General features: G+C 67.3%; 9 protein-coding genes. 2 read left to right on the top strand and 7 right to left on the bottom strand.

Features of this window, described 5'->3' with window-relative positions; all coding sequences use genetic code 11:
* The first annotated feature begins 59 nt into the window (after nucleotides 1–59).
* Complete coding sequence (locus KY501_RS07805) at nucleotides 60–578, top strand: hypothetical protein (RefSeq protein WP_224362034.1); 519 nt, start codon at nucleotides 60–62, stop codon at nucleotides 576–578.
* 295 nt (nucleotides 579–873) lie between these two features.
* On the opposite strand, the gene KY501_RS07800 is transcribed toward KY501_RS07805, so the two are convergent.
* Nucleotides 874–1,458 carry a CGNR zinc finger domain-containing protein gene (locus KY501_RS07800; protein WP_224362033.1) on the bottom strand — a complete coding sequence of 195 codons (585 nt, stop codon included), beginning with the start codon at nucleotides 1,456–1,458 and terminating at the stop codon, nucleotides 874–876.
* Nucleotides 1,459–1,545: 87 nt separating this feature from the next.
* On the opposite strand from KY501_RS07800, the gene KY501_RS07795 reads away from it, so the two are divergent.
* Nucleotides 1,546–2,100, top strand: coding sequence for a lipocalin-like domain-containing protein (locus KY501_RS07795; RefSeq protein WP_224362032.1), 555 nt, complete (start codon nucleotides 1,546–1,548; stop codon nucleotides 2,098–2,100).
* Nucleotides 2,101–2,117: 17 nt separating this feature from the next.
* Here the strand turns inward: KY501_RS07795 and polA are convergent, their stop codons facing one another.
* The 6 genes from polA to KY501_RS07765 all read right to left on the bottom strand — a co-directional run bounded on the left by polA (nucleotide 2,118) and on the right by KY501_RS07765 (nucleotide 12,129).
* On the bottom strand, nucleotides 2,118–4,829 hold the full coding sequence (gene polA, locus KY501_RS07790) for a DNA polymerase I (RefSeq protein WP_224362031.1): 2,712 nt from the start codon (nucleotides 4,827–4,829) through the stop codon (nucleotides 2,118–2,120).
* Between the two features lie 83 nt (nucleotides 4,830–4,912).
* Complete coding sequence (locus KY501_RS07785) at nucleotides 4,913–7,147, bottom strand: FHA domain-containing protein (protein WP_224362030.1); 2,235 nt, start codon at nucleotides 7,145–7,147, stop codon at nucleotides 4,913–4,915.
* 7 nt (nucleotides 7,148–7,154) lie between these two features.
* Nucleotides 7,155–8,966, bottom strand: coding sequence for a TadA family conjugal transfer-associated ATPase (locus KY501_RS07780; protein ID WP_224362029.1), 1,812 nt, complete (start codon nucleotides 8,964–8,966; stop codon nucleotides 7,155–7,157).
* Nucleotides 8,967–9,104: 138 nt separating this feature from the next.
* Entirely contained in the window at nucleotides 9,105–10,556 is a 1,452-nt protein-coding gene (locus tag KY501_RS07775; RefSeq protein ID WP_224362028.1) for a type II and III secretion system protein family protein, read from the bottom strand.
* 32 nt (nucleotides 10,557–10,588) lie between these two features.
* Entirely contained in the window at nucleotides 10,589–11,125 is a 537-nt protein-coding gene (locus KY501_RS07770; RefSeq protein ID WP_224362027.1) for an A24 family peptidase, read from the bottom strand.
* Nucleotides 11,126–11,229: 104 nt separating this feature from the next.
* On the bottom strand, nucleotides 11,230–12,129 hold the full coding sequence (locus KY501_RS07765; protein WP_224362026.1) for an FHA domain-containing protein: 900 nt from the start codon (nucleotides 12,127–12,129) through the stop codon (nucleotides 11,230–11,232).
* Nucleotides 12,130–12,187: the final 58 nt, after the last annotated feature.

The raw sequence follows: 12,187 nt of genomic DNA, 5'->3' as shown, positions 1-12,187 counted from the left end.
GCGCGAGCGCTGGCCAGCGACTTGCTTTGTCCCCCCGCGTGACGCGGAGGACACCAGAGATGACGGAGCGAGCGAAGCGGACCGCCGGAGTGGCCCGGGTTTTCACCCACCAACCGGACAGGCTCGCTGCGGCGTGGAGGCGGGTGCGGTGCACGGGGAGCTCTCAGGTTCATCCGCCTCAGGGCCTGCTGGATGGGCTGGTGGAGCCCTTCATCCGCGAGCTGGGGCAGAGCCTCTCGGGGGATCGCACGAGCCCCTGGAGCCGCACCCGCGCGGTGCTGCGCCTGTCGCCGGATCGCGGCGCGCGGGGCCTCTATGACGAATTTGCCGTGCTGCGCCGCTGCCTGGTGGATGCCGTGGAGGTGCTCGGCGGCGGTGACGCGGAGCGCGCGGTGATCAACCGCTGCCTGGACGAGGCGGTGGATTCCGCGGTCGCGCTGCTGCAGCGCCTGAAGGACACGAGCGCCGAGGCGCCTCGGGTGCCTTTCGGAGGATTGGTGGTGGAGTGGTTCGAGCGGCCCTCGGAGCCCCGGGTGCAGCAGCCCGGCACCGAGGCGACTCGAGCAGCGCTTCACTAAGGGTGTGCCGACCCGTCCGGCTTGATGCTTCCTCGAGGGAGCGTCCGAGGGCCGGCGGTGGATGGGGGCGTATCGCGGGGCATGGGGGTCTTTGCGATGCGAAACGGGGGGCGTGTTCCCGGCATGGGGGCCGGTGAGCTAGCCAAAGGGCCGCTTGGGACGCGTGGATGGGGGTCCGCGCGCCTCGTCGGCCGGACGGGTCGGTTTGTTTTTGGGGCGGAGGGGAAACGCGGGGGGGAGTGCCGTCGGGGGTCGGCACTTCTTCCCGCGTATTTTTTGGGCCTTCAGCGACGGCTCACTTCGAGCGTTCGGGCGTCTCGTCGGCCTGGCGCCGTCTGAATTCGGCCACCTTCGCCTTGTTGCCGCACCCTGCCATCGAGCACCAACGGCGGTGCTTCGAGCGGGATTGATCCAGGAACATCAAGGCGCACGACTCATTGCCGCACTTGCGGATGAAGCCCGCCAGCGGCGTGCCGAAGAGATCCACGGCGTCCCGGGCGATGGCGGAGAGCAGCGCTGGCGCTGACGTTCCCTCCCACCGGACTCCCGCCGGAGTGAGCTGGGGCACGGGAGGGCTGCGCGCGGCGAAGTGGTTGACGAGCTCCATGTCGCCGGGCTCGAGCGGCTGCTGCCGGACGCACGCCATGCCGAGGCGATAGAGCGCCTCGCGCAACTGCCGGGCCTGTTCCAGCGTGGCGCGCCCGGGGCTGGGATCCACAGGGGTCAGCCCCGAGGCGATCAGCCAGCGCCCCAGATCCTCTGGAGTCTCCAACAGCTCCCGCGGCTGCCGCAGCCTCCCTGCCAATGACGCGGGCAGATCGAGCGCCAACCGCCCCGAGCGGAACTTGAACCCATCACGGTCTTCTTCCTGCGCAGCCATCTGAAACCAGCTTGACAGGTTACAGCGCGTCCGGCCATAACGCTGCATGTAACCATCTAGACCGGTTACAGACCTGGGAGGGGTTCCATGCAGTGGAGAAACAGCACGCTCGACGCGGTCGCGCGTCCTCGCCGCATTGCCGTTGCCATGGCGTTCGTATCGGTGGTCCTGCTCGCTTCGACTCCGGCGCCGAAGCCAGCCCCGGTTCTCGTGACAGGCACCTGGGACCTCGTGCGGGTGGACAACGTGCAGCCCGATGGGACGCGCGTTCAACTTTACGGAGCGCATCCCCAGGGCCGCCTCGTGCTCGATGAGTCAGGCCGGTATTCGATCCAGATCTACCGCGAGGACCGGGCCCGCTTCGCCAGCAAGGACAAGAACGCGGGCACGGCCGAGGAGAACCGCGACGCGGTGCAGGGCTGCAACACGCACTTCGGCACGTACTCGGTGAGCGACGGCAAGACGATCACCTTCCACATCGAGCACGCGTCATTCCCAAACTGGGAGGGCACGGAGCAGCAACGGCTCTTCACGCTCGTCGGCGACGTGCTGACGTACACGGTCCCCACGCCGACCACGGGCACGGCGGCATCGGTGGGAGAGGTCCAGTGGCGCCGCGCGGCTTCCCGCAACGATCGCTGAGTTCCTCCCCTTGAGCCTCAGTGGGCGTCCGCCCAGGTCTTCCCGGCACCCACGTCCACCTTGAGCGGCACCTTGAGCGTGGCCACCTGCGACATGCAGCGGCGGGCCAGCTCCTTCACCGTCTCGACTTCCGAGTCCGGAGCCTCGAAGAGCAATTCGTCGTGCACCTGGAGCAGCATCACGGTGCGCAACTGCTCCTTGGAGAGCGCCTCGTCCACCGCCAGCATGGCCTTCTTGATGAGGTCCGCGGCCGTGCCCTGGATGGGCATGTTGATGGCGGCGCGCTCGGCGGCCTGGGCCACCTGGCGGTTGCGAGAGAGCAGATCCGCCATCAGCCGGCGTCGGCCGAACATCGTCTCCACGTAGCCCGTCCTCCGGGCCTGGGCGACGGTGTCCTCCAGGTAGCGGCGGATGCCGGCGTAGCGGGTGAAGTAGCGCTCGATGATGTCGCGCGCCTCCTCCACGGGGATGCCCAGGCGCGTGGACAGGCCGTGCGGAGACAGGCCGTAGGCGATGCCGAAGTTCACCGTCTTGGCCACCCGGCGCTGATCGCGATCCACCTTGTCCGCCGTGGTGCCGAAGATCTCCGCCGCCGTGCGGCTGTGGATGTCCTCGTCATGCTGGAACGCATCGATGAGGACGGGATCCTCGGCGATGTGGGCCAGCAGCCGCAGCTCGACCTGGCTGTAGTCCGCGGAGACGAGTTGGTGGCCCGGCTCGGCGATGAAGGCGCGGCGGATCTCGCGGCCCAGGTCCGTGCGCACGGGGATGTTCTGCAGGTTGGGATCAGACGAGGACAGGCGCCCGGTGGCGGTGGCCGCCTGATGGTACGTGGTGTGGATGCGCCCATCCCTGGCCACCAACCCGGGCAGCGTGTCCAGGTACGTGCTCTTCAGCTTGGACAGCGAGCGGTACTCGAGGATGGCCCCGGGCAGCGGGTGCTGCTCGGACAGCTTCTCCAGCACCTCCTGATCGGTGGAGGGGCCCGTCTTGCCCTTCTTGAGGATGGGCAGTTGGAGCTTCTCGTAGAGCACCTGCGCCAGCTGCGGGTTGGAGCCCACGTTGAACTCCTGGCCCGCGAGCTCGTGGATGTGCTTCACCCGGGATTCACACTCGGCGTCCACCTTGGTGGAGATCGTCTGGAACACCGAGGTGTCCAGCTTCACGCCCCGGCGCTCCATCTGCGCGATCACGGGCAGCAGCGGCAGCTCCAGCTCGCGAGCCAGCTTCGCCATGCCGGCCTCCTCCAGCTCCTTCCAGAGCGTGGGAGCCAGCCGCCGGGCCGCATCCGCGCGGGCCGAGTACGCCTGGGACAGCTCCTCCGGGACGTGATCCGCCAGCGCCCTGCCCTTCTTGCCCTCCGCGGAGGCAGGCAGCGGGGGCAGCTCGGTGTTCAGCCGCTCGCGAGCCAGATCCGCCAGCGCATGCTCCCGGCGCGAGGGGTTGAGCAGGTAGCTCAGCAGCTCCACATCGTCCTGGGCGCCCCGGAGCGTCATCCCACCGCCAGCGAGCACCAGGGCAGAAGCCTTGAGATCATGCCCGCCCTTCTTCACCGCCGGATCCTCGATCAGCCCGCGCATCACGGAGGCGAAGACGGCCTCGGTCACCTGCTTGCTGCCGAGCTGCTGGTGGCGCAGGGGCACATAGGCCGTGCGCCCATCCGTCAGCGCCAGGCCCAGGCCCACGAGCGGCGCGGTGAAGGGAGCGCCCTCATAGGCCGGTACCAGGAAGAGCGAACCCGCCGCACGCGAAGCCTCCGCGAAGGCCTTCAGCTCCTCCTCCGTGGTGAGCAGCGCCACCGGCGTGGCGGAGGCGGCCGGAACAGAAGCCTCCGCGGGCTTGGGCGTGGCGGCGGTGTCCGAGGGCAGATCGGCGACCAACCGGTAGAACTCCAGCTCCGTGAAGAGCTGCTTGGCCTTCGGCGTATCGATGGAACGCCGAGCCAGCTCCGGGATGGTGACCTTCAGATCCAGGTCCGTCTTGAACGTGACGAGCTGCCGGGCCATCAACAGGGTGTCGCGGTGGGCGGCGAGCGCCTCGCGGATCTTCGGCTTCTTCACCTCGGCCAGCCGGGCCAGCAGGGTGTCCACGTCCCCGAACTGCTGAATCAGCTCCGTGGCCGTCTTGGGGCCGATGCCGGGCACCTTGGGCACGTTGTCCACCGCGTCGCCCACGAGCGCCAGGTAGTCGCGCATCTGCTTGGGCTCGATGCCCAGCTTCTCCTTCACCTCGGCGGGGCCGGTGTGCACATCCTTCATCGGATCGAAGAGGCGCACGTCCTCGTCGACGATCTGGATGAAGTCCTTGTCCCCCGTCACCACCTGGACGCAGAAGCCCTCGGCCTTGGCGCGCTTCGCCAGGGTGCCGATGACGTCATCCGCCTCCCAGCCGGCCACCTCGAGCACGGGCACGTTGAGCGCCTCCACCACCCGGCGGATGAGATCGAACTGGGGGAGCAGATCCTCTGGAGGAGCCTCCCGGTGGGCCTTGTAGTTGGGATCGATCTTCTGGCGCTCGGCGCGGCTCTCCTTGTCGAAGGCGAGCGCCAGGTGCGTGGGCTGCAGATCCTTGATGGCCTTGAGCAGCATCCGCGTGAAGCCCAGCACGGCATTGGTGGGCACGCCCTTGCTCGTGGTGAGCGGAGGAATGGCGTGGTAGGCGCGGAAGATGAAGCTCGAGGCGTCAATCAGCGTGAGGACGGGCGCGGAGCGCTCTGGGCTCGGGACCATGCCCCGGCCTTAGCGCGCCTCTCCTGCCCTGTCCACGGTGGAGACAGGCGCCATGGCGAGCGCCTGTCATCTCGGCCGGAGCCCTACTGCTTGCAGTTGAGCTCTTCCCTCTTCTTGGCGACCTTCTCCTCGATCCCATCCCCGGGGACGGCCCACTCGGCGACTTCGGCGAAGTCGGCGCAGCTTCGGGCGCCGCTGAACATCCGGGTGCCCATCGTCGAGCACACGTTGCTCAGCACGCGGATCAGGTCCGTGTTTCCCTTATAGAAGCGGAAGCCTATCTTCCAGATGCGGCACGCCCTGCGCTGATCCTCGCGCTTGGCCCAGTCCTTCCCGCGCTCGTAGGCCTTCTCGGCGATGTCCTGCTGGATGTTGCGCCGGTAGAAGGACGGGGCGCGCTCCCACAGATCGCCCATGAGGCGCTTGTCCACTTCCATGGCCTCGTCGAAGGGCTCGGCGGCCTTCTCCACGTCTCCGGCCTGCAGATCCGAGGAGCCCTGCTTGAAGAGCTGCTCCACGTTGGACACGTCCTGCATCAGCAGGTCCACCTGCCCGTGCAACGAAGCCAGTTCCAGCTTGGAGCGCACCTTCTGGAGCTTGGCCATGGACTCGTTGCCACGCCCACCCCAGTAGTCGAACATCGCCGCGGTCATGTACTCGTTGGGGTAGCGATCCTTGAACATCTTCTTCACCTGGCCCTCGGGGCCCTCGGCGATCTGAGTGACACCAAAGTCCGTCACCGGGCACTTCCAGGGTTCAGCCTTGGGATCCAGCCGCTGGCGGGCCTGGAGGAAACGGACGAAGAGCTTGTCCTTGGGGCGCCACTGTTTCTTGCCGATGCGGCCCTCGAGCGAGAGGGTGAAGCCCAGGGGCGGCTCCAGCTCCTCGCGCGAGATGTTCTGGCACCAGAAGCCCATGTAGCGATCGCAGCGAGGCACCGCCGCTGTCCCCTGGTTCTCGTCCAGATAGCGCTTGCAGTCATCCAGGGCGCGCTTGCGCACCTGCACCATGGCCTCGTCCACCTTGATCTTGGCGCGACGGAAGTACTGGCTATCCTTGGGGATCTTCTTCAGCACATCCAGCGCGTCCTCTTCCTTGAGGCGCTGGAGCAGCTTGGAGCCCTGCGCGAAGTGCTCGGCGGCCTCCTTCTCGATCTTGATGCGCTTGATGAGGGTGTTGGCCTCGCCGTTGATCGGGTCGATGTTCAGCGCCTTCTCACAAGTCTGCTCGGCCTTGTCCCACTGGGGCTCGCTGCCCATATCGGAGGACGCGAAGGAGCGGCACTGGCTCAACAGCTCCTGGAGCTCCGCCTGGGGATCGGCCTGAGGGGCGGCCGGACCGGGCACCTCGGGCCCCACCTCGGGCGAGGCCGTGAGCTGCTTGACGATGCCCACCACCAGCAGCAGGCCCACGGCGCCACCTGCCACCATGAGCAGCTTCTTGCGCTTGTTGGCGGGCGGAGCGTCGCTCGGGTCGCCCTTGTCTCCGCGAGCGGGAGCCCCGCCGCGATCCCGGCGTGAGGGAACGGCGCCGGCGGCATCTCCCGCCTCGAACACCAGCTCCACCATGCCGAACTGGATGATGTCGCCCGGGTTGAGCTCCACGGGCTCCTGCCCGAGCCGCTCGCCGTTGAGCAGCGTGCCGTTGGCGCTGCCCAGATCGCGCAGGGTCACCTTGCCACGGGGGCTGCGCTCCACCTCCGCGTGCTTGCGGCTGATCGAGTCATCCTCCAGCAGCACGACGGCGGGCGGCGCACGGCCCACCAGCAGCTTGTTCTTGAGGGGATAGGTCTTGTTCGCCCAGGGCCCCGTCAGGCCGCGAAGCACCGGGCCGGAGCCGCCGCCGCCACCCTCGGCCGGAGCCGCACTGGGAGCCGGGCGTTCCCGCTTCGCCAACGCCGATCCGGGAGGACGTGCCGGCTTGACGCTGGGCAGCGCCCGGGTGGCGCGGGGAGCCCCTTCCTCGGAGCCCACTTCGGGCGCCGGAGCGGACCGGGGGGCCCTGCTGCGCATCGCCCCGGAGGCGGGACGGGCCGGGGCCTTGAGCTTCAGGGCGTAGTCGCCCAGCACCACCTGGGACTGGGGCGTCAGGGGCGTCGCCCCTTCGATGCGCTCCTCGTCCACATAGGTGCCGTTGGCGCTGCCGAGATCCTCCAGCATGACCTTGCCGCCCTCGACGAAGACGCGGGCGTGCTGCCGGGACACGCCTCCCTCGCTGAGGATCAGATCGTTGCCGTCCTGGCGGCCAATCTTCAGCTCGCCAGAGAGCTCGTGCTCGGTTTCGCTGCCGTCGGGGTGACGGACGACCAGGGTGGGCATGGTGGAACTAATCCTCGCGGAAGATGCTCATGTTCACGGGGATGCCCTTGCGCTGCAGGTCATCGTAGAACTTGGGCACGAAGCCCGAGGCCACGAACCGGCCGCGCACCTTGTTGTCCTCCGTGAAGCCGTCCTGCTTGTAATAGAAGATGTCCTGGAGGGTGACGATGTCCACCTCCATGCCGGAGACCTCGGTGATGAAGCAGATCTTCCGCGTGCCGTCCGAGAAGCGCGTCTGCTGCACGATGAGGTGAACGGCGCTGGCGATCTGCTCGCGGATGGCCTTCACCGGCAGCTCCATGCCGGACATGAGCACCATCGTCTCCAGGCGGGCAATGGCGTCACGCGGCGTGTTGGCGTGCAGCGTGGTGAGCGAGCCGTCGTGGCCGGTGTTCATGGCCTGAAGCATGTCCAGCGTCTCGCCGGAGCGGCACTCGCCGACGACGATCCGGTCCGGGCGCATGCGCAGGCAGTTCTTCACCAGATCGCGGATGGTGATGGCGCCCTTGCCTTCCAGGTTGGCGGGGCGGCTCTCCAGCTGCACCCAGTGCTCCTGGGGCAGCTGCAGCTCGGCGGCGTCCTCCACGGTGATGATGCGCTCACCCTCGGGGATGAACGAGCTGATGATGTTCAGCGTCGTCGTCTTGCCCGAGCCCGTACCGCCAGAGATGACCATGTTCTTGCGCGCCCGGACGCACATCTCCAGGAACTCGGCCATCTGCGCGGTGATCGTCTTGTACTTGATCAGATCCTGGATCTTGAGCGCGTCCTTCTTGAACTTGCGGATGGTGATGCAGGGGCCCTTGAGCGCCAGCGGCGGGATGATGGCGTTGACGCGGCTGCCGTCCTTGAGGCGCGCGTCCACCAGCGGACTGGACTCGTCGATGCGGCGGCCGATGGGCGCCACGATGCGCTCGATGACGCCGAGCACCGCCTGGTTCGAGGAGAACGTCTTCTCGGACAGGGTGAGCTGGCCCCGCTGCTCGATGTAGATCTGGTTGGCGTGGTTCACCATGATCTCGCTGATCTCTTCCGACGCGAGGAACGCCTCGAGGGGCCCCAGGCCCAGCGCCTCGTTGATGACGTCGGTGAGCAGCTCCTCGCGGTCCACGTCCTCCGGAAGCTCCGAGTCCGCGTCCATCTGGTCGATGATGTCGCGGATGGCCTTCTCGGTGCGGCGCCACAGCTCCTCGTCGCCGAGCCGGTCCATGTCCATGCGGCGCAGGTCGAGGTACTCGATCAGCCGGTCATGGATTTCCTTCTGGAGCCGGGTGTAGCGCTCGATGCGCGGATCCACCTTGCGCTTGTTGCGGCGCAAGGCAGCGGCCAGCGAGGCCGGCATGTTCTTCTTGGAGTTCTCCGCCTCGGCGGGCGCCGGGGGCTGGGCGCGCACCGGCATGGGCGCGGGAGCGGGCGCGGCCGGCTCCTCGTCGAAGCGCTCCTCCTCGTACTGCTCCTCCTCGCCCTCGTCGTAGCCCTCGTCGTAGCCCTCGTCCGCGGCCGACTCCTCCGCGCCTCCGCCGGCCTCGTCCAGGGGTTCGACGTTGATGATGTAGTCGCCGATGAAGATCTTGTCGGCCGGCTTGATCACCTGTGGGCCGGCGATCTTCCTGCCGTTCACGAACGTGCCGTTGGTGGACTTCATGTCCAGGACAATGAACTTCCCGTCCTTCGCAACGATCTTCGAGTGGTACTTCGAGACGTTGCCCTTGTTCAGGCAGATGTCGTTCTTGTCCAGGCGGCCAATGGTGATCTCGTCCTTGTCGAACTCGATCTGCTCGGAGCCGCCGCCCTTCTCGGCAAGCGTGACTAGAAACATGGGGTCGGATGGTACCAAGCGCACTCTCAGGCTCAAAGAGGGTGGCTCGGGTTTCGCAAGAGGTGGAAATGGCGAGGCCGGCGCCCGTCTCCGAGGGAGACGAGGCCGGCCCTGTGCCGAGCAGGCAGCCGCTCTGGCTCAGTCGAAGATGTTGAAGTTGACCTCGCTGCGGGCCTGCTTGTAGCGGCTCTTCACGTCCTCGATGATCGTCCGGATCTTGTCCGAGTCCGGGTTGACGATGCGCGGGGTGACGAAGATGACCAGCTCGCGCTTGGTCGAGTCGAACGCGCGGTTCTTGAAGAGCTCGCCGACGATGGGGATGTGGCCCAGGCCGGGCAGCTTGGACACGGCCTTCTGCTCGTCGTGGCTGAACACGCCGGACAGGACGATCGTCTCACCGTGGCGCACGGTGACGTTCGTCTTCACCTTGCGGGTGCGGAAGCCGGGGACGGCGGCGGACCCGCCGAAGGACACCGCCACCGAGGTGTCGATCTCCGAGGCCTCGGCCTCGATCTCCGTCTGGATGTTGCCGTTGCGGTCCGCGGTGGGGCGCAGGTTGAGGATCACACCGTAGGGCTTGAACTCCACGGAGAACTGGTTGTTGGTGATGAGGGGAATCGGCACCTGGCCGCCGGCGAGGAACTCGGCCTTCTCACCGCTGGCGCACACCAGCTTGGGCTGGGCCAGCAGGCGGCCGTAACCGTCGTTGGCCTGGAAGCCGATGGAGAGGTCCGAGCCGCCCGAGAACGTCATCTGCCCGGTGCCCGAGCCGAAGGTGCCCGGGTACAGCTCCTGGTTGAAGGTGGCGCCGCCCGCCACGTTGCCGGTGATGTCCGTGGGGTAGCGGATGCCGTACCGATCCCGGCTGTTGCGGCGGATTTCCACGAACTGGACCTCGGAGAGGATCATCCGCTTGATGCCGACGACGAGCAGGTTCTCCACCTTCTCGCCGATGGCCTTGGTGATCAGCTCCGCCTTCTGCAGGTCCTGCTGACTCTCCACGGAGCCCTCCAGGAAGATGGTGGAGCCCACCACGTTGGCCTGCACGTTGCGCAGGCCCGCCTTCTGGAACGCCGCGTTGAGGTTCTGCGCCACCAGCTTCTTGGCGTTGGGGGCGATCTTCACGAAGCTCTTCACGCTGGGGTACAGCGCCACCACCTGGTCGATGCGGTCCGCGTCCTGCGTGGTGTACGCCTGACCATCCAGGTAGATGCGGTCACCCACCATGCGCACGGACACGCCTTCGATCTCGCCGAGCAGCTTCTTGATCTCGGTGATGATCTCGCTGGGGTCCTGCCGGCGCACGGCGATCAGGTAGCTGACGCGCTGGCCGGAACTCTTCCAGACGAGGAGCGTCGTCTTGCCCTCGGCCTGGCCGGTGATGAGGATCTGGTTGTTCGAGAGGTTCTTGACCTCGGCGATGCTCGCATCACCGAGGGCGATCTTCGTGATGCCCGGAATGGTGATGACCTTCTGGGTGCCCACGCCGAGGGCAAGGGTGGTGCCTTCCTGGGCCAGGGCAGTGCCGCTCACGGAGAGCGCCAGGAAGAGGCCAAGCGCGGCGGCATGTTGCGTGAAGCGTGTGAACATCGTCAGGGTCCCCTCTGCGCGTCGAATCCGAGCTAACTCGAGTTGGATTGTTGCCACCACATGGCCCAGAACGTCCCCAGGGCGATAGCCACCCCGTAGGGGATGTGCCGCTGCGTCACGGGTGTGGTATCCGCGCGCAGCAATCGGGCCCGTATTGCCCAGCGTCTCCCGGTGGCGGCGATCGTCTCCCAGACTTCGCCCTTCCAGATGATCGTCACCACGGCCTGGAAGGCGCCCGCCAGGGAGATGAAAGCCCCGGCCGCCATCACCGCGGGGAAGCCGAGCACCGCCCCCACCCCGCCCATCAACTTCACGTCTCCCCACCCCATCTTCCCCCGCAGCGCCCCGGGCAACAGCAGCGCCGCCAACCCCACCCCCGACACCAGCCCGCTGATCAGCCCCTTCTCCAGATCTCCCACGCCCTCGGACCACAGGCGCAGTCCCAGGGCGATCACCATCAACGGATAGGTGACGATGTCCAGGATCCGGTGGCGAAGGACATCCGTCACCACCGAGATCACCAGGGCCACTCCCAGGACTGTCCACAACGCGGTCTGAACAGGGGTCATCCGTCACCTGGCCGAGCCGGCGGCCAGGCTCCTGGAATAAAGCAGGGAGCCCCTCATTCCGTCAATTGGCGAACATCCCGTGGGCCCAGAAGGCCCCGGGAGGCTCAGCGGATGACGAGGCGGATCTTCTCGCTGCAGATGAAGTACTCGTCCCCGTCCTCGACCTTCCGCCGCTTGATGCGCTGCTTGTTGAACCAGGTCCCGTTGGAGGACCCCAGGTCCTCGATGAAGTATTCGGAACCCTCGCGCATGATCACGGCGTGCTCGCGGGAGACCTTGCCGGAGTTGATCACGAAGTCGCAGTGCTTGCCACGGCCGATGATGAAGCGATCGTTGACGATCTTCTGCTGATCGCCGCCCTCGGAGATGAGGAAGAGCGCGCTGCCCTCGTCCTCGGCCGGGGGCTCGTCCTCCATGGGCTCCTCGTCCTCGGGAGGCGGCTCCTCGTCCTCCATGTTCTGGAGGCCCGAGTCCTCGGGCATGTCGGGCGGATTCTCATCCTCCTCGACGGAGTCGTCATCCACGGGCTGGGGCGGCTCGTTCTTGCCCTTGATGAGGCGCTCGAGCTCGGCGGCCGTCTCCAGCACGCGCTCGGCCACTTCGCGGCGGACCGGATCGTTGTCCAGGGCGTTGGCGGAGGGGCGATCATCCACCGGGCGCGGCGGCTGGCGCGAGGGAGGCTCGTCGCGAACGGGGGCGGGCTTGGCGGGCGCGGGCGCCGCGGAGAGCACCGGCGGCCCGGACTTGGCCACCGCGGGGCCTCCGCCCGAGGGCCGCACGGGGGGCGGCGGCGTGGCGGGCACCACGTTGAGCGAGGCCGGCGTCTCGGCGCGGCCGGGCTTGCCCACCTCGATGAACCCGTTGAGCCGCGCGAACATGAAGAGCGCCTGATTGATCAGCGCGTCGCGGTCCGAGCCCATCTGCTGGGCCATCTCTTCAAACGTCTCCCACAGGTGGTCGGCGATTCCAACCTTGCGAGCGGGGCGGGAGTTCTGGTCAATCATGGGTATCGACTCGGAAAGTCTGAGAGGTGGGGAACGATAGCAGAGGCCTCCCGTCCCG

Origin of the sequence: Hyalangium versicolor (assembly GCF_020103695.1) — a bacterium.
Taxonomy (GTDB): Bacteria; Myxococcota; Myxococcia; order Myxococcales; family Myxococcaceae; genus Hyalangium; species Hyalangium versicolor.
Note: the sequence above shows the minus strand (reverse complement) of the source record. Positions and strands in the feature narration are given on the sequence as shown.